The sequence below is a fragment of the uncultured Shewanella sp. genome (genome assembly GCF_947495455.1).
Lineage (GTDB): Bacteria > Pseudomonadota > Gammaproteobacteria > Enterobacterales > Shewanellaceae > Shewanella.
The window spans coordinates 151,777-172,786 of record NZ_CANLZC010000001.1; the positions used below are offsets into that span (position 1 = coordinate 151,777).

Annotated in this window: 19 protein-coding genes; 14 read left to right on the forward strand and 5 right to left on the reverse strand. The window is 40.6% G+C overall.

Going from position 1 to position 21,010, the window contains the following annotated elements:
• Window positions 1-79 precede the first annotated feature (79 nt).
• Window positions 80-769, forward strand: a complete 690-nt coding sequence (locus Q0791_RS00765; protein WP_299001853.1) for a VIT family protein — start codon at window positions 80-82, stop codon at window positions 767-769.
• Window positions 770-824: 55 nt separating this feature from the next.
• Window positions 825-1,316: a DUF2165 family protein gene (locus Q0791_RS00770; RefSeq protein WP_299001854.1), complete on the forward strand. Its 492-nt coding sequence runs from the start codon at window positions 825-827 to the stop codon at window positions 1,314-1,316.
• Window positions 1,317-1,348: 32 nt separating this feature from the next.
• Here the strand turns inward: Q0791_RS00770 and Q0791_RS00775 are convergent, their stop codons facing one another.
• Both Q0791_RS00775 and Q0791_RS00780 read right to left on the reverse strand, forming a co-directional pair.
• Entirely contained in the window at window positions 1,349-2,503 is a 1,155-nt protein-coding gene (locus tag Q0791_RS00775; RefSeq protein ID WP_299001855.1) for a DUF481 domain-containing protein, read from the reverse strand.
• Window positions 2,504-2,597: 94 nt separating this feature from the next.
• Window positions 2,598-3,194, reverse strand: a complete 597-nt coding sequence (locus tag Q0791_RS00780; protein ID WP_299001856.1) for an arylesterase — start codon at window positions 3,192-3,194, stop codon at window positions 2,598-2,600.
• Window positions 3,195-3,219: 25 nt separating this feature from the next.
• Here Q0791_RS00780 and Q0791_RS00785 point away from each other — a divergent pair, with 25 nt between their 5' ends.
• Together Q0791_RS00785 and Q0791_RS00790 are read left to right on the forward strand one after the other, a co-directional pair.
• The gene (locus tag Q0791_RS00785; protein ID WP_299001859.1) at window positions 3,220-3,933 is read left to right on the forward strand and encodes an ABC transporter ATP-binding protein; all 714 of its coding nucleotides are present in this window, start codon (window positions 3,220-3,222) and stop codon (window positions 3,931-3,933) included.
• On the forward strand, window positions 3,933-6,386 hold the full coding sequence (locus Q0791_RS00790; RefSeq protein WP_299001861.1) for an FtsX-like permease family protein: 2,454 nt from the start codon (window positions 3,933-3,935) through the stop codon (window positions 6,384-6,386). The genes Q0791_RS00785 and Q0791_RS00790 overlap by 1 nt, the downstream gene beginning before the upstream one ends.
• Before the next feature lie 413 nt (window positions 6,387-6,799).
• Here Q0791_RS00790 and Q0791_RS00795 read toward each other — a convergent pair whose 3' ends face one another.
• Window positions 6,800-7,711 carry a TIGR01777 family oxidoreductase gene (locus Q0791_RS00795; protein WP_299001863.1) on the reverse strand — a complete coding sequence of 304 codons (912 nt, stop codon included), beginning with the start codon at window positions 7,709-7,711 and terminating at the stop codon, window positions 6,800-6,802.
• 135 nt (window positions 7,712-7,846) lie between these two features.
• Complete coding sequence (folX, locus tag Q0791_RS00800; protein WP_299001865.1) at window positions 7,847-8,209, reverse strand: dihydroneopterin triphosphate 2'-epimerase; 363 nt, start codon at window positions 8,207-8,209, stop codon at window positions 7,847-7,849.
• Window positions 8,210-8,328: 119 nt separating this feature from the next.
• Between folX and Q0791_RS00805 the strand changes: the two genes are divergently transcribed.
• The 3 genes from Q0791_RS00805 (at window position 8,329) to Q0791_RS00815 (ending at window position 10,855) form a co-directional block, all read left to right on the forward strand.
• On the forward strand, window positions 8,329-9,441 hold the full coding sequence (locus tag Q0791_RS00805; protein ID WP_299001867.1) for an AI-2E family transporter: 1,113 nt from the start codon (window positions 8,329-8,331) through the stop codon (window positions 9,439-9,441).
• A 94-nt stretch (window positions 9,442-9,535) separates the two neighbouring features.
• Window positions 9,536-10,438 (forward strand): class I SAM-dependent methyltransferase, encoded by a 903-nt coding sequence (locus Q0791_RS00810; protein ID WP_299001937.1) that lies wholly within the window; start codon window positions 9,536-9,538, stop codon window positions 10,436-10,438.
• Between the two features lie 204 nt (window positions 10,439-10,642).
• Window positions 10,643-10,855: a hypothetical protein gene (locus tag Q0791_RS00815; RefSeq protein WP_299001868.1), complete on the forward strand. Its 213-nt coding sequence runs from the start codon at window positions 10,643-10,645 to the stop codon at window positions 10,853-10,855.
• Window positions 10,856-11,093: 238 nt separating this feature from the next.
• Here Q0791_RS00815 and Q0791_RS00820 read toward each other — a convergent pair whose 3' ends face one another.
• Window positions 11,094-12,254, reverse strand: a complete 1,161-nt coding sequence (locus tag Q0791_RS00820) for a glycerate kinase (RefSeq protein ID WP_299001869.1) — start codon at window positions 12,252-12,254, stop codon at window positions 11,094-11,096.
• A gap of 209 nt (window positions 12,255-12,463) precedes the next feature.
• On the opposite strand from Q0791_RS00820, the gene Q0791_RS00825 reads away from it, so the two are divergent.
• The 7 genes from Q0791_RS00825 to Q0791_RS00855 all read left to right on the forward strand — a co-directional run bounded on the left by Q0791_RS00825 (window position 12,464) and on the right by Q0791_RS00855 (window position 20,997).
• The gene (locus Q0791_RS00825; protein WP_299001871.1) at window positions 12,464-13,849 is read left to right on the forward strand and encodes an MFS transporter; all 1,386 of its coding nucleotides are present in this window, start codon (window positions 12,464-12,466) and stop codon (window positions 13,847-13,849) included.
• Between the two features lie 28 nt (window positions 13,850-13,877).
• Window positions 13,878-15,257: an MFS transporter gene (locus tag Q0791_RS00830; RefSeq protein WP_299001873.1), complete on the forward strand. Its 1,380-nt coding sequence runs from the start codon at window positions 13,878-13,880 to the stop codon at window positions 15,255-15,257.
• On the forward strand, window positions 15,244-16,656 hold the full coding sequence (locus tag Q0791_RS00835) for an MFS transporter (protein ID WP_299001876.1): 1,413 nt from the start codon (window positions 15,244-15,246) through the stop codon (window positions 16,654-16,656). Before Q0791_RS00830 ends, Q0791_RS00835 begins: the two co-directional genes overlap by 14 nt.
• Window positions 16,657-16,708: 52 nt before the next feature.
• On the forward strand, window positions 16,709-17,530 hold the full coding sequence (locus Q0791_RS00840; RefSeq protein ID WP_299001878.1) for a sulfite exporter TauE/SafE family protein: 822 nt from the start codon (window positions 16,709-16,711) through the stop codon (window positions 17,528-17,530).
• 225 nt (window positions 17,531-17,755) lie between these two features.
• Window positions 17,756-18,748, forward strand: coding sequence for an alpha/beta fold hydrolase (locus Q0791_RS00845; protein ID WP_299001880.1), 993 nt, complete (start codon window positions 17,756-17,758; stop codon window positions 18,746-18,748).
• Between the two features lie 20 nt (window positions 18,749-18,768).
• Window positions 18,769-19,944: a multidrug effflux MFS transporter gene (locus Q0791_RS00850; protein ID WP_299001882.1), complete on the forward strand. Its 1,176-nt coding sequence runs from the start codon at window positions 18,769-18,771 to the stop codon at window positions 19,942-19,944.
• A gap of 297 nt (window positions 19,945-20,241) precedes the next feature.
• On the forward strand, window positions 20,242-20,997 hold the full coding sequence (locus Q0791_RS00855; RefSeq protein ID WP_299001885.1) for a phytochelatin synthase family protein: 756 nt from the start codon (window positions 20,242-20,244) through the stop codon (window positions 20,995-20,997).
• Window positions 20,998-21,010: the final 13 nt, after the last annotated feature.

Here is a 21,010-nt window from a genome sequence, read left to right on the forward strand (position 1 = left end):
AAAACATATTTGATGTTAAACAATAAACATGATTATTTGATAGCGTTAAGCGTATTGCTTTTTATTGTTGGAAATGAAAATGAGTCGACATGAATTACATCGAATGCATCGTATTGGTTGGCTGCGCGCGGCAGTACTAGGCGCCAATGATGGTATTGTGTCCACTGCAAGTTTAATTATTGGTGTCGCGGCAGCACATTCTACTCGGTTTGATATTTTGCTTGCAGGTATGGCTGGACTGGTGGCTGGAGCGATGTCGATGGCGGCAGGGGAGTATGTGTCAGTGAGTTCACAATCGGATATTGAGGAAGCGGACTTAGCACTAGAAAAAGCCTCTTTAAATGATGATATTGAATTTGAAGAGAAAGAGCTAGCTGAAATCTATTGTCACAGAGGGCTTGAACCTGAACTGGCTTATCGAGTCGCAAAACAGTTAATGCAGCATGATGCATTAGCGGCACATGCTAGAGATGAATTAGGGATAACGGATACAGGAAGAGCTCGACCTTTACAGGCGGCGATGTCATCAGCCAGTATGTTCACTTTGGGGGCATTACTGCCTTTAACGGTGGCTTGGTGGGTACCCTTGAATTATATGATAGTGTCGACGAGTTGTGCTTCGTTATTGTTTTTGGCTGGGTTAGGTATGTTAGCGGCACGTGTGGGAGGAGCATCTTTGAAAAAAGGGGCGTTTCGCGTGCTTTTTTGGGGAGCCTTGGCCATGATACTGTCAGCTGCCGTTGGAAAGTTATTTGGAGTGGTGGTATAGCGGTATTGAAAGTACATGAATTATTAACTGTTTGTTTTTTATTCAAGGAAGAGCGATGACGATTCGTTATGTAAAAATAGTGCTTATTTGGAGTGTGGCTGTGTATGCAGGTATAGTCGCTTGGAATAACATGATAGATTATGAATCAAACTATGGTTTTGTTTTTCATGTGCTTAAAATGGACACCACATACCCGACCAATGAGGCTATGTCGCGAGCCATTGAAACCCCTATTTTATATCACCTTGTCTATGGTTTTATTATTGCGATTGAAGGCCTTATCGCTTTATTATCGGCGATTGCGGGTGTGTTATTAATTAAACATCGCCATAATCATGAAGCATTCAATGGGGCTAAGCATTTGGCTGTGGTTGGGTTGACTTTAGGGATACTGCTCTGGTTTACAGGTTTTTTAACGATTGGAGGAGAGTGGTTTTTAATGTGGCAGTCTACATTGTGGAATGGTCAGCAAGCAGCGTACCGATTAGTGGTTGTTTTTTTGTTGATTTTAATTGTTTTTCTGTTACCTGATGACTTTGAGTCATGAGGCTAATGCGTCTCTTAGCCTCAGGATCATTATTAAATGGATATGCCTAATCCGACAATAAATTGAAAGTCATCTTTTTTAGGAATGATCCCATCACTATCTGCTTGGGGATCGGTCACTCTGTCCCAGACAAAGGAAAGATCTAAATCAAAGTATTGTGTTAGATTGATGGAAAACCCCGTTAACACGTGATGGGTATAGCCGCCTGAATCGTCACTGCCGTATTGTATGCGGTAAAGGGCATTAAAATCGATAATGTCGGTGAGTTTTGTATCAAAGTCTGTTTCAAGAACAGCGGCTGGACTGCTGTTATATTTGTCTTCACCCGCTTCGACTTCATCAAAGCGTGTGTAGACAAAGGCTGGACCGCCACTGACTTTCCATTCGGTTTTTGATGTGTCAATGATATTATAACCAATACCTGAACCTAAAGTGATTTTGTAATCATAGTTTAAAAAAGGATCTTTATAGACTTCTCCAAAAATGGGACGTAAATAGAATTTTGGGGAAATAAACCAATCAAAGTTACTATTAAGTCTATGGTTATTAATGGTTGCTTCATCATCGGTACGTGAGTAATTCCCGAGATAAGTCGTATTAAATCGAGATTCGGTTGTTCTTCTTCGTGTATAAGCGATGGCGCTATAATCAACTTGATCTGTGTTGCCAGAATAAAAGTCAGCCCCTAAGGTAATTTTTGTGGACCAATAATTACTTTCACTATCATTGCCTGTGATAATGGTCAGGACATCGCTGCGAGGGTATTGACGATTATTGATTTCTATTTGGTTATTTCGTAAGGTTAATTGCCCTGTTTGCGTAGTGAAATCGATAAGACCCACACTGACGACATGGCTAGTATTCAGCTGTAGAATATCCTCCCAATCTATGCTGAGAGTACCAAACTCTTTACTTTTAAATTCGACTTTTTCTTCATATAAATAATTGAGGGTTCCTTTTAACATTTCAAGACTTGAAAGTTGGATCCAATCATACTTGTCGTCTTTCGGTAAAGTGAGTTCCGCTGGCGCTAATGTCTGTTTTTTCTCAGTGTCCAATTGGGCTTTGGAAGCAGAAGCGGCAATGCTTTCAAAGCCAGTGGTTAATAGGCTACAAGATAAAACAATTAGGCCCAGTTTATTTTTTTTTCCTCTTGATGAGTGACAACCTAGCATGTTTTCCTGCACCTTTTTCTCCCTATAATTGGTTAAAAACAGTATAGTGAAGGATATGTTATAAAAGTGTTGCTTGCAAAGCAATGCTGTCGTGTGAAAAGAGTGGCTAATAAAGGTTTTTCAGTTCTTCCAGTAACCAAGGCAGAAGAAAGGCGGCGATTTGTGGCTGCGCTATGGCATTGGGATGAAGACCGTCACTTTGCATTAAATTCGAATGAGTGATGATATCTTTTAAGAAAAAGGGGACTAAAGTGATTTGCTGCTCCTCGGCGATATCTTGATACACTTGGGCGAACTGTTTAGCGTATCGTGGGCCGTAGTTGGGAGGGATCATAATATTTGACAGTAAAATAAGTGCGCCTCTTTCTTGAGATAATTTAATGATTTGTGTTAAATTTTGTTTAAGCTGCTTTGTCGGAAAGCCACGTAAGCCATCATTTGCACCTAACTCTATGAAGACGAGTTGAGGTGCTGTGGAGTCAAGTAATGAAGGCAATCGTCTTAGTGCTCCAGCTGATGTTTCGCCGCTGACAGAAGCATTGATAATTGTATGTTGTGGTAATTTTTTACGTATTAAGTTAACCCAGCCTTCATTTTCAGGCATGCCGTAGCCTGCGCTTAAGCTGTCGCCTAAGATTAAAATCGGGGCAGCTTGAAGGGGAAGGCTTATCAAAATCAATATCATGGCGGTTAATTGCGTCATGGTTTTTTTCTTTAAGAAGGGTGTTATGTTGAATAAAAGTGCCATAGTGGTTAATTCTCTCGTTAAGTCAGTGGCGACCCAAGAAGGGCAGCTTTCTATCCTCAACGGCATTGACTTAGAAGTCAAGCAGGGAGAAAGCGTTGCGATTTTAGGACCTTCAGGATCAGGAAAATCAACGCTATTAGGTTTACTTGCTGCCTTAGATACACCGACATCTGGGGATATTGCGTTAGATGGTGTGTCATTAAAGGGGCTTGATGAAGAGGGGAAGGCAGCCCTTCGTAAAGAAAAAGTGAGTTTTATTTTTCAGTCTTTCATGTTGGTGGATACATTAACGGCACTGGAAAATGTGATGTTACCTGCTGAACTGGCAGGGGTAAAAGAGGCAAGAGAAAAAGCCAAAATGATGCTGGACAGGGTGGGGCTGTCTCATCGCTTGAATCATCTACCCAATCAATTGTCGGGAGGGGAGCAACAGAGAGTGGCGATTGCTCGCGCTTTTATTAGTGAGCCTAAAGTGTTATTTGCCGATGAACCCACCGGGAATTTAGATGCAGAAAACAGTCATAAAATCACAGAAATGTTGTTTTCAATGAACCAAGAAAGCCAAACAACCTTAGTCCTTGTTACCCATGATTTAACCTTGGCGAATTTATGTGAGCGTCAATTGTTAATGGAAAAGGGGATCTTGTCTGAATCGACTGCCCATAAAGCGCATATCAAGAATGAGGTGAGTTAATGGCATTAAAACTGGCGTGGCGATTGTTTAAACGGGAATTATATCAAGGGCAGTTATTGCTTATTATTTTGGCGATTACGCTCGCTGTGTTGTCTGTGACGGGCTTGGCGAGTGTCAGTGATAGACTTCAAGTGGCGATTAAGGGACAAGCTTCACAATTTATTGCCGCTGATCGTATTATTCGATCACCCACTGAGATTGAGCCTGCTTTGTTGACATTGGCGAGTCAACTTGGATTGTCACACACGACAGTGCTTGAGTTTAACTCCATGGCCTATGCGGGAGATCAATTTCAACTTGTGAAAGTGAGGGCCGTGGAGGATGAATATCCTTTAAAAGGAAAAATTGAATTATCCACGGGTCAAGCCAGTGGGTTACCCGCTCTTGGGCATTTATGGTATGAAACACGGCTTTATGGTTTATTATCTCAACCGACTCAGGTGGAAATAGGCCATCATTATTTTACTTTATCAAAGGAAATAAAGCGATTGCCTGATGCCGGTTTTAACCCGTTTGCCTCCTCGCCAGTGGTACTTATGCGTATGGCGGATGTGGCAAAAACAGGTGTGTTACAACCAGGTAGTCGAGTGACATATTTATATCAATTTACGGGGAGCGACAGTCAATTAAGTGCATTTGAAGAACAAGTGAAACCTTTATTAAATACCAGTCAACGTTGGGTTGATGTCACATCCGGTGACTCGCCGATTGCTAATGCTGTGAATCGTGCGGAGCAGTTTTTGCTGTTGGCTTGTTTATTAGGTATTGCATTAGCATGCGCTGCAATAGGTATTGCCGCGCAGCGATACTGTCAGCGTCATTATGATGTGGTGGCAATGTTGAAGACCTTTGGGGCTTCTGCACGCCAAATTCGCACACTGTTTAGTTTTCATCTACTTTTGGTGACTTGCTTGGGTGTCGTGCTAGGCCTTTTATTGGGAATAGGACTGGATCAAGTTATTAGTTTGTTTCTACCCCAAGAGATTGCACGTTATTCTCCTTCGCTGCTCAGGCCGATTTTATTAGGCATCGCAACGGGGCTCATTAGTGCCATGATGTTTTCTGCTTATCCATTGTTGCGTTTATTGTCTATTCCTCCTTTAAGAGTACTTCAACGTCAGCTTGAAAGTGCAAGCTTTGGCACTTGGTTACATCTCTTACTGAGTTTATCGGCGATGGGATTATTGGGCTATTTGTATTCAGGGCAACTGGCTATGACCTTGACAGTGATGGCGACTGTGTTGCTGTTAGGGGGATTGTTAAGCTTACTTGGCTTTTTTATGATCAAACTTGGTCATGGAATGGGCATGAAAACCACTAATCCATTGCAGTTGGCGCTGGCGGGTTTAAGGCGCAGAGCAAAGCAAAATGCAATGCAATTGGTGGGGTTTAGTTGTGCCTTAGTACTTTTACTCACTATTTTAGCCCTTAGACAAGATTTATTGGAAGAATGGCGCCAGCAATTACCGGAAAATGCACCTAATTATTTTTTAGTGAATATTGCGCCAGAACAAAAAGAAGGAGTGATCCAGTATTTGTCTCAATATATTGGAGAGGTTCCACATTTGTATCCTGTTATTCGAGGTCGGCTGACTCAAATTAACGGTGAGGAAACCATTACTAAAAAACAGCAAGAAGAAGGTCAGACTGGACGCTTAGGGATTGGCCGAGAGCTTAATTTAACTTGGCGAAATACGCTACCTGACAATAATCGATTGTTAGAGGGGAAATTCAATCAAGCACCAAATGATGTTTCAGTTGAGTCTGGAGTGGCCAAACGATTAGGGCTCACATTGGGTGATAGGTTAACCTTTACCATAGATAATCAGAAAGTGGATGTGACTGTTACAAGTATTCGTGATGTGCATTGGGAGAGTCTGCAACCTAATTTTTTTATGGTTTTTACTGAAGAAGCTTTGTCTTCTTTTGCCTCAACCTCCATTGTGAGCTTTCGTCTAGGTGAAGATAAGCAGCAAGTTATTGTTGGTTTGCTGCGTTTGTTTCCAACCATTTCAGTGATTGATGTGGGGGCGATGATCGAGCAGTTACGGCAAATTATCAGTCAAGTGTCAGTGTCTTTATCTTTAGTGTTGGCATTAGTGTTAATGGCAAGTGCATTAGTCATGATGGCGCAAACGGAAGCTGGAATGGCGTCTCGGCAGCGGGAATTAGCAGTGTTACGCACCTTTGGTGCTAAAGGCAGCTTGTTAAAATGGGCCACCGGATTGGAGTTTGCCCTTTTAGGGATCATCGCGGGTATATTAGCGGTCTGGGTTGCTGAGTTTTCTTTATATTTGTTAAAAACACAAGTCTTTGAGCTGAATGTTTATATGCATTGGCCATGGTGGGCCATTGCACCACTGAGTGGGGGAGTTGTGGTTGGGTTATTAGGGCTTTGGCGTTGCCGTCAATTATTAAATCGACCTTGTACTGAGCTATTAAAGGGACATTAATTCCATGTGAGGTAAACGCTTTGCTGCTTGCGGTGTAGAAGTCTGTTAATTTATACCAATTCCATTATATAGATGATCAATTCAGAGCTTCTCAGACTTTTCAATTCAAGGCGCATTTATGCTGTAATGGTCATTCCCTTTCAAATGAATGCAACGCAGAAGTGGAATGTCTGAGCAGCTCACTTTGTGCGGGTTTCAACATACTTTATGCTACGTTAGCTGCTTTCGATATAGAATAACTATTAGCTTCAATCATCTGCCTTGCCTACAGCATGTTGAATTCCCGCTGAAAGATCACTTATATAATGGAATTGGTATTAGAAGTCACTTAGGTACTCTTTTTCACGTAGTGAATATGAGCCTAAGTGAAAGCTTTTGTCTCGTTTTGCTAATTTGTGATCTTGACTGCGTATTTATTTCGATTGGAGTAATTGATGAAACGCTTCATTGAGCTCGGGGTATTGAAACTGAAACCCTGTGGTTAATGTGCGGGTCGGTAGAATGAACTGGCCTTGCGTCAGGAGTTGGGACATCTCACCCAGTGCTAGCTTTAATATAAAAGCGGGTAAAGGCACGACCGCTGGTCTTTTAAGCGTACGGGCTAATATTTTGGCAAATTCACTTTGGCTGACGGGGTGAGGGCTAGTGGCATTAAAAATGCCCTGGCAATGAGTTTGCTTTATCATGAAGAGAATAAGTGCTATTAAATCGGTTTGATGGATCCAACTGACTCCTTGTTGCCCATTTCCAATGGGGCCGCCTAGGCCCAGCTTAAAGGCTGGAAGCATTTTACTGAGTGCGCCGCCATGTGTTCCTAAGACCAAACCAATACGTAAAACAATGACTTGAGTCTGTAAGGAGCGACAAGCATTAGCTGACTTCTCCCATTCTTTACAGATAATGTGGGGGAATTCCTGAATGCTTTCTTTTTGAGGGATATCATCTTCATCGAGTGCTTTATTGGAATGGCTGCCATAAAAACCAATGGCTGAAGCATTGATTAACTTTTGAGGTGGAGTGGCACTTTTTTTAATTAAGCTTGCGATTGTTTGAGTGATTTGCCAGCGGCTGTGACAGATACGATCTTTTTGAGTATGGCTCCAGCGTTTGTTTGCTATGGGTTCGCCGGCGAGGTTGATCACTATGTCTATATCATTAAGGTGATCAAGGGAGCTTAATGTTGTGAGATAAGTATGCCTTGTCCCTAACTGTTGCGCAGCTTTTCCTGGATGGCGAGAAAGCAGTGTCAGTTCATGTTCTTGTTCAAGGGCATGAACAAGTTGTGTTCCAATAAAACCTGTTGCGCCTGTGATAAGTATATTCATAGTGATATTTTTTATCGGATTTGCTTACAAGCATAATCACTCCAACATAAAAAGGATCAATTTTTTACGTTTAAACTTAAAATGAGGTTGAATTTTTATCTTGCCTCACTGATTGAGTGAGGCGGGTTGTTTTTTTTATTTTTTATAACATAGTGTTAGAGAGACTGAGTCTGCAAACCTAAGGGCGTGAGGTTTGTCTATTTCTACTTCTGCTAAATCGACCCAAGGGTGCTCACTGGCAATATTTAGCACTTGATTGGTTAAATTTTCAAGTAATGAAAAACGATTGTTTTCAACTAATGCAATGATTTTTTTAGTGATAGTTCGATAATTTAACGCATCTTCCATGTTATCGCTACCTCGCGCTTTCGTTGCACAGTAATGAATAGAGGCATTAATGATAATGTCTTGTTTATTTTTAATTTCATCTTCTTTAATACCGATGAAAGTGCGAAGGCGTAAATTTTTAATGCGGATTATTGCTATTTCTGGTTTCATTCTTGTTATAATCTCCTTTATATTACTAAGAATAAGCCTATCAATTTTATAATAAATCTAGAAGCTTTTTTGTCTTACCGATAGTATCTTGCCGTGAATAAGCATTGAGGATTGTATGAATGAATCGATTTGAAGATAAAGGGGTTGCCTATAAAGGGATTGCGACCATGGGGTTTATTGTGATTATTTTGGCTGGAATTAAAATTGCTAGCCCTATTGTGGTGCCTCTTGTGTTATCGGCTTTTATTGCGGTGATTTGTAATCCTATTATTAATTGGATGTCCACTTATCGTGTGCCCCGTTTGCTCGCGGTATTAATTTTGATGGTGTTGATTTTATTAGCAGGTTTTTGGTTAACCTCGGTTGTGGGAAGCTCTATCACCGAATTTTCTAAACAGTTACCTCAATATCGCAGTCAATTGCTAGAACATTTTTCATGGGGGATCGATAAATTACAGTCACTCAATATCAATATTACGCGGGATCAAATCATGTCTTATTTTGATCCCGGTGTTGCTTTTTCGATGACAACTAATATGTTATCGGGTATTGGTAATGTCATGGCCAATTTATTTTTGATTGTATTAGCGATTGTTTTTATGTTGATAGAAGCCCCGACTTTTACGAAAAAATTGCATTTTGCTTTTGATAATCCGGGTGTCGGCTTGCAGCAAATGGATAAGTTCTTACATTCGGTCAATCGTTACATGCTAATAAAGACGCTACTGAGTTTGGCTACGGGTGGTATTATTGGAATTGGACTGTATATTATCGGAGTCGATTATGCCTTGTTATGGGGGGTCATTGCTTTTTTGTTTAACTATATTCCGAATATTGGTTCCATTATTGCGGCAGTCCCCGCAGTTTTATTAGCTTTTATTCAATTAGGGACTGGGGAGGCGGGCGCTGCCACATTACTGTACATAGTAACAAACACTGTAATTGGAAACATTATTGAGCCTAAATATACAGGCCGAGGCGTGGGGTTGTCGACCTTAGTGGTGTTTTTGTCACTCATTTTTTGGGGGTGGTTACTGGGTACCGTTGGCATGTTATTGTCCGTTCCTTTAACTATGGTGGTGAAAATTGCATTAGAATATAGCGAGAGTGGCAAATGGTTATCTATTTTGTTATCTGACAATTTAGGGGCTGAGCCTTGTGTTCCCTTAACGGCATCTGTTAAGGGGGAAGATAAAAATGAACAGATAGTGGAACAAAAGCCGAAAGTGTAATATTGATAAGAATATAGCTTCTCTTTACGCACTTTAAAAACAGGTTTTGAATGCGTTTAAGGGATATTTTTTGAATGGTTGGAACAGTGAGTTAATGCAGTTATTTTTAGAAGCACTACAAGAAGTCTATTGGGATCAAGATGTGGCACGTTTATTTCATGGGCGGGGTGGGCGTTACGTTGGCTGTGAACATTTGTGCTTGGATTGGTTTAACCCTGTGTTGTTATTAACGAGTTTTAAAGCGTTAACCGAAAAAGAGTATGATCAGATCATCAGTGGGATCACTCAGCGTTGGCATACCTTGATGCCCAATGAGCCGTTAAATTTAGTGTATCAATATCGAAGTGCTGGGCAAACATTCACTGAGTGTATAGCGGGCAATGTGCCCGATCCCCATATCGTGACTGAAAATGGTGCGCGTTTTCAGGTGCACTTGTTAAAAGGGCAAAATCACGGCTTGTTTCTTGATATGAGCCAAGGGCGTCAATGGGTAAGGGCCCATGCGCGCGAGAAAAAAGTCCTGAACTTGTTTGCCTATACTTGTGGTTTTTCTGTTGCCGCCTTACAAGGTGGTGCGGTGGATGTGGTGAACATGGATATGAGTAAAGGTGCCCTTGCCATTGGTAAACAGAATCACTTGTTAAACGGTTTCTCTACTGGGGCTAAATTTTTAGGCCATGATATTTTTAAGTCTTGGGGTAAATTGACTAAATTAGGTCCTTATGATCTTATCATTGCTGATCCGCCAAGCAATCAAAAAGGCAGTTTTGTTGCCAGTAAAGATTATGCGCGTTTATTAAAGCGACTTCCGAGCTTACTAAAGCCTGAAGGTGATTTGTTGTTGTGTCTTAACGCACCTGAGTTGAGTATTGATTTTTTAAAAGACCAAGTCAGAGAATACAGTCCAAATTTAGTTTTTAAGGAGCAAATTGCCAACCCTGAGGTCTTTGAAGATATTGATATTAACAAGGCATTGAAAGTATTGAGATATCAATAAAGAGTGAGTCATTTTTAGGATGTTTTTTTAATCTCACAATATGTTAAATTCGTAATATAAAATTAAATTTTAATATAAAAAAGGCATTAAAAGCTGAAAGACTTTCAGTTTTTAATGCCTTTTTTATCGTTTTAAAACTTAATATACTGTTTTTGTCATACAGAACTGAAAGTTTTTTGTAATAAGGGCTTTTAAAGTGGTATAATGGGTTCAGAGTTGAATATGGCCAGTTTCGCAATAATTCTTCTCATACAAGGCAAAATGACACGATTTGATGGCATGCTTTGTACCCTATACTATCTTTTATGCGGAGTGACTATGGAAGCGCAAGATTACGAAGAAGCTTACTATCAAGTACAAGATGAAATGTTAGCTTTGTTGCCCACTGAAATGGATGAAGATGCGTTTTTAGATTGAGCTCCTTATTCAAGGCGGTTATTTTAGATATCGCTTCAGAGAAACAGAAAATAGAAACAAAAAAGAGAAACAAAAAATAGAAAAAATGCCAGTCAGAGATTGACTGGTATTTTTCCTTGCTGCTTCAACTTAGGTCGGGTTTAGCAGCGTTGCTAAATATCACTATTTTTAGTCCATTCGTGTTGTGCGTTTTATTATGAGTGAGCTATTATGGTCGTAATCTCACCTTGATTTCAGTTTAATCATTCGTTTTTGGACTGATATTATACAATGCTGCAATATTACGTGAGCAGGCATATAAATGGTGCTTGGCTTGTTTGAGTAATGTAGGTAAAGGACAATAGCCTGGTGTGATAGCAAAGATAGCTGTTATGCCGTTACCGAGTAAAATATTTGCATCTTCACTGACACTGCCGCCAATGGCGATCACAGGAACAGCATATTGGTTGGCTAGGCGTGTGACGCCTAAAGGTGCTTTGCCGTTAAGGGTTTGACTGTCTAAGCGGCCTTCACCGGTAATGATTAAATCAGCATCCGCTATTTTTGTCTCAAGTTCCGTCATCTTAAGGATAAGATCGATACCCGGTTTCATGTTTGCTTGTAGCAAGGAGACGAGGCCAAATCCAATGCCGCCAGCGGCGCCTGCACCAGCATTATTGCGATGATCTTCTATTCCCATTTTGACCAATATATCAGCAAAGTGGCTGAGTGCTGCATCCAGTTGCTTTATTGAGTGATGGTTTGCGCCTTTTTGCGGGCCAAATACTTGACTGGCGCCAGCTTCGCCACACAAAGGGTTAGTCACATCACAGGCCAATGTCAATTGGCATTGCTTTAATAGTGGGTTGAGTTTGGTGATGTCAATGGTGTCGAGGTCTGTTAAGTAAATACCACCGGGCTTTAATTCTTGTTTGTTTTTATCGAGAAATCTTACTCCTAAGGCGCTGAGTATGCCGGTACCACCGTCGATTGTTGCACTACCACCTAACCCTAAAATGATGTGCTTTATTCCGCGGTTTAGCGCATCAAGGATAAGTTCTCCCGTACCTATGCTTGATGTAATACGAGGATCACGTAAGGTTTTGGGTATTAGCGTTAATCCAGAGGCTTTGGCGACTTCAATGATGGCTGTTTGTGGTGTGCTTTGCTGAGTATTGCCAAGAATACCATAATAGGTTTCTACTTTATCACCCAATGGCCCTTTGACTGTTAAGTGTATCTTTTGCCCATTTGTGGCTGCAATGAGTGTATCAACTGATCCTTCTCCGCCATCAGCAATGGGCTGATTTACATATTGTGCGTGGGGAAGCACTTTTCGAAAACCTTTTTCAATTTCATTGGCCACTTCTACAGCCGTTAAGCTTTCTTTAAATGAATCGGGAGCAATCACAATTTTCATAAAATATCCCTAAAAAATGAATCAATTCAATTTGCTTTGTATTAGGCTCAAATGCTGTGATTAATGGTATATATTATTCATATAGGGATAATCATAAACAGAATAGGTAAATATAAAAATACATTTCAATAAATTATTTATTATGTGCCATTATTTGATTAATGCATTTAAATCAATTTTTATTGGTGAATGATTCTATGGAGAGAGATATGCAAGGAAGTGAGCAAAAAGAGGCTAAGATCAGTGTATTGGCATTGCTTGCGATGGTGTTATCGGTGCTAATGATAGCGATTGATTTCACAGCATTTTCTGTTGCTTTGCCCATAATCGGTGAAGAATTCAAAGCGGGGATTAATAAGACGCAGTGGATTATTAATGGTTACACTTTAATGTTTGGTGTGTTAATTGTTACTGGTGGACGATTGGCCGATAGGATTGGCCGGCGAAAAACGCTGATTATTGGGATCAGTATTTTTACTGTTTTTTCAGTGCTAGCCACCTTAGTGAGCGGTACTTTAGGTGTCATCGTGTGTCGAATGCTGATGGGGGTAGGGGGAGCACTCATGTGGCCCGCTATTTTAGGGATGGTATTTGGGATCATGCCGAGTCATCGTGCGGGGTTAGCTGGCGCTTTAGTTATTGGTACAGCAGGATTTGGCAATGCTATGGGGCCTATGTTAGGTGGCGTGTTAACGGATATATTGAGCTGGCGCTGGATTTTCCTCATCAATGTTCCCATAGCCGCTATAGTGTACTTATTGGTTTACAAATTGATAGAGGATGATCAGCCTATTGATCAAAATGAGCCTATTGATTATGTCGGTGTGTTGACTTTATCGATTGCCTTAATGGCTTTATTACTGGCGTTGGACTTTGGTATTGGACTGGGGTGGGAAGATCCTTTTATTTTGAGTCTTTTTGTCATCTTTTTCGTTGTGATATGCGCATTTTTTTACATTGAATCTAAAGTGGGCCAGTACGCACTTATTCCAACAGATATCGTTCGAAACTATTCCTTTATGGCTGCAGGGCTTGCCACTTTAATGATGTCAGCTATTTTCTTTGCAGTGTTAGTTTATCTTCCCCTTTTTTTTAGTCAAACAATGCACTACTCCCCAATGAAATCAGGTGTTGGATTATTACCTGTCATGTTGACTTTTGCCATTACTTCTTTTTTTGCTGGTGCATTATATGAAAAACTGGGATCAAAACTCATTTTATCTGTTGGAAGCGCCTGCTTAGCGCTGGGAATGTTTTTATTATCAAGCCTGACTATGCACACTAGTTACCTTTCAATGTTGTTTGGTATGTTTATTTTAGGGGCAGGGGTTGGACTTTTTTATTCGACGATTACGACTGCTGCGTTGACCCTTGTGCCAGAAAAGCGAGCGAGCTTAGCAGGTGGGATCATTTTTATGTTTCAAATTGCAGGAGGATCCATAGGGTTAGGGTTAAATACTGCCATTGTATCTCAATACGATCTCCTTAGTGAGGGGATCAATATGGCCTTTAAAGTCAACGGCGTTTTCTCCATCTTAGGCTTTATCATTTGTGTCCTTTGGATTGGGGGGAGAAAAGGGCCTGTTAATGGGTAATAGCGTTGAAGGTTATAAGGAGATTTGAATGAAAAAAGACACAGAACACATGTATTTACTCCGTTTTTTGGCCCTAGGACTGGCTATCATTGTGATTGGATTTGATATTACGGCTTTTCCTGTGGCCTTGCCCAGTATTACTCAAGAATTTTACTCGTCTTTGAATCATGCTCAGTGGATTTTTAATGGTTATGCTTTAGCGCTGGGCGTGTTTATTATTACGGGTGGGAAGCTTGCCGATCTTTATGGTCGGCGAAAAACCTTTTTTATTGCTATGTTTTTTTTCGTGTTGTTTCTTTTATTGGGGGCTTTTTCCACCAGTATGAATATGCTGATTATTTGCAGAATACTGATGGGACTTTGTACCGCTGTGGTATTACCTGCGATTATAGGAATGATCTTTTCGTTAGTGCCGGAAAGCAAGGCTGCTATTGCAGGGGGATTTGTGATTGGCATGTCGGGTGTAGGTAATGCTACTGGACCAGTATTGGGAGGGGTATTGACGGATGCGTTGGGTTGGCGCTGGATATTACTGGTTAATATTCCCATTGCCCTTTTTGCAATGTTAGTGGTGTTAAAAACCATAGTAAAGGATGCGCCTAAAACTACTCAAGAGATGGACTACTGGGGAGTGACCTTGTTATCGCTTTCTTTATTTTCATTATTATTTGCGCTGGAATTAATAGCTGAACTTAATACTGATCATCCATTGATAATTGGATTATTTACTTTATTTGTTGTGCTGTTTTTTATTTTTTTAAAAGAAGAGCAAATGGCAAAAAGCAAGGCACTTATTTCGCCTGATATTTTAAAGAATCAGACTTTTATCGCCATCGGTGGTACCAGTATTTTAATTTCAACTATCTGGTTTGCCGTTTTGTTGTTTTTACCTCATTTTTTTGAAAATGAATGGCACTTTACTGCGGGTCAGTCTGGGGTGGCTTTACTGCCTTTCATTATTAGCTATGCCATTGTTTCTTTCACAGCTGGAGGCTTATATGAAAGCTTAGGAGCAAAATGGACGATAACTTTGGGTGCAAGTTTACTGGCTGTTGGCATGTTGCAACTTTCATTTATTCAGATCTCAACCCCTTATTGGCAATTGAGTATTGCGCTTATTGCTATGGGAGTGGGGGTGGGTGTGGCGTATCCATCCATTGTCACTGCTGCCGTGCAATCTGTGTCATCAGAGCACATGAGCTTGGCCAGTGGTGTCATGTACCTTTGCAGGGTAGCGGGAGGGGCCATTGGAGTGGCGATGAACACTTGTGTGATCAGTTTATCGAACTCGCTTATTGAAGGAATGAGGCTGGCTTTTATGATCAACATGTTACTTGCGCTGAGCGGTGTGTTGAGTTGCCTTTTGTTTATTCATGTCGAAAATGATGTTCGTGATGGCAAAGCTTGAATATTTTTTTGCTTTATTTCGAGGTAAATCCAAGCTTGACTCGAAGCATCCTTTAGCTTTTATTGCCATGTCATTAGCGATTATCGTTATTGCTTATGATTTTACTGCTTTTTCAGTTGCTATCCCTAAAATAAGCGAAGAATTTAATAGTACACTTAATCACAGTCAGTGGGTTTTTAATGGCTACGCTTTAACCTTAGGGGTTTTTATTATTACCGGTGGCCATTTAGCGGATCTGTATGGTCGGCGAAGGCTTTTTTTTATTGGAATTGTGATTTTTTGCGTCTTTTCTGTATTTGGTGCCCTAGCGACAAATATTAATGGGCTAATTGTTTGCAGGATCATCATGGGTTTAGGGGGGGCGATGATATGGCCTGCGATTTTAGGCATGGTTTATGCCTTATTTTCTAAAGACAAAGCTGGTGTTGCTGGTGGCTTTATTATCGGTGTGGCAGGGATCAGTAATGCGGCAGGTCCAATGGTGGGGGGCTTGTTAACAGATTTGGCGAGTTGGCGTTGGATCTTACTGATTAATATTCCTATTGCATTGTTGGCTCTGTTATTGACTTGGAAAGCCATTGTTCCTGAAAACAGAGTTTGGAAACATCAACGAGTGGATTACGCTGGCGTATTGACCTTATCGGTATCTTTGTTTTCGTTATTATTGGGGTTTGATTTATTAGCCGATCCTCAATTTAATAGGGGACTGATTGTTGGATTACTTTGTGTTTTTGGATTGAGCATGTTGGTTTTTGTTATCATTGAACGTTATCAAAATGAACAGGCATTAATTCCTCGAGAATTGATGAAAAACGGAGAGTTTCTGGCTATTGGTTTGACGACATTAATGATGTCGACCATTTTTTTTGCGGCATTATTATATTTGCCTCAGTTTTTTATGCGTGAGTGGAGCTATGGTGCAGCAGAGTCTGGTGTGGGGCTATTGCCAATGATTTTGACTTATGCTTTGACTTCATTTTTTTCGGGGAGCATTTATCAACGACTAGGAGCTAAATGTTTGGTGGTGATAGGGATCAGCTTACTTGCATTAGGCATGTTGTTGCTGGCTCATTTACAACTTGCGACCTCTTATTGGCAACTTGCCGTGGTGATGTTCATATTAGGAGGAGGAATAGGGCTGGCTTACCCGACGGTAACAACGGCCGCAATGATGGTGGTGCCCTCATCTCGCATGAGCTTGGCGGGCGGCATTATTTATATGTTTAGAAGTGCAGGCGGTGCTGTTGGAGTAGGGGTAAGTACTTGTATTATTTTGCTTTCTTCTTCTCCATTGGTGGGGATGGAAAATGCTTTTTTCTTTAATGCTTTTCTTGCGTTTATTGGACTAGGGATTTGTTTACTTTGGATGAAAGATCATGCCAGTGAGCCATCTGGGTAATGGGAATATTAAAAAGGTATCGATGCGATGGGGCTAAGATTAAAGGAGCAATATGGAAATCATTATTTTGGTCATTGCGGGATTCTCTGGTGGTATTTTAGCCAGCCTTTTTGGCTTAGGTGGGGGATTAGTGATTGTCCCTGCTTTAGTGATTTGTTTGCCTTTTTACCATGTCGATCCAAGCGTAGTCATGCATTTGTCTGTTGGAACTTCGTTGCTCATTATGTTACTCAACAGTTTAGCTGCCATCTTATCACATCATCAGGCTAACAATATTAATTGGCTTTTGTTTTGGCAAATTTTGCCTTTTGCCCTAGTGGGGACCACAGTGGGCTGTATTATTTCGATTCAATTGCCGACTCAAATACTGATTTTATTATTTTTGACTTTCTTATTCGTTATTCTGCTCCGCTTTGTGGTACACCTGATATATCGAAAGCAATATAAGGTGCTTGCAGATTCGCGCCCTCCTATGCTCAATAAAGCACTTAGTGGTCTATTAAGTGGTTTTATTGGTGCTGGAATGGGAGTGGGATCGAGTTTGGTTATGGTGCCTTTTTTAAAACGTTATGGTTTTTATATTCGACATTGTGCGGGATTATCTTGTTGTTTTAATGTATTGATTGCCTTAGTTGCTGTATTCATTTATGGGTTATTTCAGGCTAAAGGTGAGATCTTATCTGACGACACAACTGGGTTTGTTTTTTGGCCAGTGATGATATGGCTCGTATTAGGATCGATTGTGGGTGTGCCTTTTGGTACTTGGCTTGGACGACAGTTATCTGAAAAAATGACCACTGTTATTTATTTTTGTTTACTCATTATTATTTTCTTGGTGATGTTGTATAAGTTATTAGAATTTTATTATTTATAGAGAAGTATTTAGTGCTAATTCATCAGAAGTAATTGGTTATAGTTATACCTTTAACCAAATTAAAAAATAATAAACTCTATATTAAGTGAGTGATGTTGAGTTTATTGCTTTGATTCTTGGTTTCTTTGATAGGCATTATACCTAGCTCAGTTTAATTAAGACTTAACTGTTTGTGAAAGTGGGTGATAGTCTGGCATAAAATCTTTGTCATAAAAGGATGTATGGGTGAGTAAATTGATTGCTGTTTTTATTTTTGTCCCTTTGATTTTTTTTACTATTTTGTTGGGTATGATTTTTATTCCTGTTAAACGAGAGAGCAGCGGCACAGGATTGAATTTTGATGTGTTAGTCACACAGCCCGTTAATAGTATGGAATCGCAGTACATGGCCCGTGATGGTCAGCGCCTGTTTTACCGTTATTTACCCGGCAGTAAAGCCTTAGTGGTGATGTTATTACACGGCTCGGGGACGGAGGGGCGCTATTTATTGCCTTTGGCAGAACGATTGAACCGTCAATCAGGTGCCACAGTGATTGTGCCGGATTTACGAGGACATGGCCGTTCAATCTTGTCCCGTCCCGGCGACATTGCTTATCGGGATCAGTTTGATGACGATATTATCGATTTACAAAAAAAACTTGCTGTTGATTATCCCAATGCAAAGTGGGTACTGGGGGGACACTCTTCCGGCGGCGGCCTTGCTATTCGTTTGGGGGGCCGTGCACGTTTGAGTTTGGCCGAGAATATGCTGCCTAATTTTGATGCTTATGTGTTGCTTGCTCCTTATTTAAGCCACGATGCCCCCACAGTCCGGACTGACTCGGGAGGTTGGGTGCAGGTTTCTGTTCGGCGTATTATTGCTATTAAGTTATTCAATATGCTGGGTGTTAATCAGTTTAATGGCATGCCAGTATTATTTTTTAATCGCCCGAAGCACATCAATGATGCCATGCAGTTGAAAAGCTACTCTTATCGGTTAATGGTGTCATTTTCCCCTGAAAATTATCAGGCTGACTTACAGGCCAATAATAAGCCTATACTCTTATGGGTGGGAGATAAAGATGAGGCATTTTATCCCCATCAATTTATTCATGTAATGCATGAACATGCCAGTCAGGCACAAGTGAAAATAGCGCCGAATATCACGCACCTTGCATTACCGGGAGCCGTTTTGATTGCCGATGACATGGCGAGTTGGCTGAAGCAATTATCGCGCTAATCAATGGGATATGAGATGAAATGACTCAAATTAGATTGTTTCTGTTTACTGTGATGTTGTCGGCTATTTTTGCGATTACCCCGTTTTCAACGGATCTGTATCTGCCCGCATTGTCTGAAATGGCATCGGATTTTGATGTCCATATTACCCTGGTTCAACAATCTTTAAGTTTGTTTTTTGCAGGCTATGGTGTGGGCATGTTTCTGTTTGGGCCTTTGATTGATCATTTTGGTCGGCGTCAATTTGTGATAGGGGGATTACTCATTTTCAGTATTGCCAGTTTACTGGCAGCACTGACGAACAATATCACCTGGTTTTTACTACTGCGTTTCCTGCAGGCGTTTGCAGGGGCGGCGGCAACCGTAGCCATTCCTGGGTATATTAAAGCATTGTATGGTAAAAATACGCCAAAGGGCATGTCATATTTTAATTTAATCATGATGCTGGCGCCATTAATTGCCCCAGCGATTGGCAGTCTGGTGATGACCTGGGGACAATGGCATTTAATTTTTGTGTTGCTGGCGGTATACGCTGGGGTTATTTTGCTACTGGCTTATATGTATCTTCGCGTTGACAATGAAAAACAGCAGTTGAACACCAATAAGCTGTCTTTTTTTAAAAATTACCGTATCGTTTTTTCAAAAAAAGGGGCTAAACTGGATATTTTAACCAGCTTTTTCGCTTCTTTTGCTTTTTTTTGCTACATCACAGACTCGTCTTTTGTGTTTATGCAGGTTTTTGGCCTGAGTAAGTATACTTTTTCTTTGGTTTTTGCCAGTAATGTGGTGATGTTGATTTCAGCCAGTTTTATCAATGGTCGATTGTTGGGAAGATATCGCGTTGCCTGGTTATTGGGCGCTGCCAATGTATTTGCCCTGTGTTTTGCTTCAGGCTTGGTGGTGGTTAATATCTTGTCCCTTAATGTGGTATTTACCCTGGTGACCTTATTGCCTTTTATGGGCTGCTTGTGGATGATGTCCATTAATGCCGACTCGATTGTATTAATGAAGTTTAAAAAGGAAGTGGGCACAGCATCTGCAGTGATTGGTACCTTAAAATTTGGTTCAGCGGCTCTTTCAGGGCCTTTATTGGCCTTATTTCATTCTGGCACGGCGGTGCCGTTTTCCGTTTTGTTATTGGGTGCGGTTATTTTGGCTTGTATCAGTCAAGTCATGAACTATTTTTTAAAACATTAGGGCCTGTTGATTTTTCATGATTAAATTATGTCCGAGTAAAACACGTTTAGTGAATCCTACGGACTGCGCTTGTCGCTCCTTTCTACGGCGTTATCGCTTATTTATGGACGACCCCAAGGATGGGGAAGGTAGAGCGACGTTTGAACCCAAGCCGAGAATAACTACACTGCATAAGTTCTGCCTTGTATAAAGAAGCGACAAACTGCAGCAGAAATAATCAGCAAAGATCAACAGACCCTAAGCACTCAGACGAATTGTTGATTATTTTCTTTAAGGACAAATGAAATGGATGGTGATATGAATATAAAATCTGTGTGTATCAAAATAGTCTCCTTTTACTTGATGCTGGTTTCTTTTTGGGTAAATGGACAAGAGGAGGCAGAATTTCAGCTTATTTATCAAAATTCCACCGAAGCGCCTGGTTATGATCTGGCTCAGCAGTTATTTAAAGAAGCATTGACAGTGGATGATTTTTGGGGGTCAATACGCTATTTTGTCACTCAAAAAGAGTTGAGTTATTGCGCTATTGCCAGTAGTGTTCTTGTACTTAATTCTTTAGATATTCCTGCTCCAGCGAATCCAAATGTGTATCCTTATCAGTTGTTTGATCAAGATAATATTTTTACTGATCAAGTATTGAAAGTGATAAGTCCAACCATAGTTGGATATCAAGGCACTACCTTAGATGAGATGCGTCAAATTCTACAAACTTATAATGTGAATGTAGAGCGAGTTTATGCCAGTAATAGCAGTGTTGAAAATTTTAGAACGGCGGCCATTGATGCATTAAAGAGTCCAAATAAACGCTTGTTGGTTAATTTTGATCGTAAAGGGTTACAGCAAGAGGGAGGTGGGCATGTGTCTCCGGTGGTGGCTTATCATGAAGCACAAGACAGGTTTTTGGTATTAGATGTCGCGCGTTATAAATTGCCGTCTTATTGGGTAAAAACAGAGCATTTATTTAAAGCCATGTTGGGGATTGACGCCACCTCTAAACGCAGCCGAGGTTATGTGATAGTGGGGAAAAAACTAGACTTTAAAAATGAGCGATAGCCAGTGTCTTTTA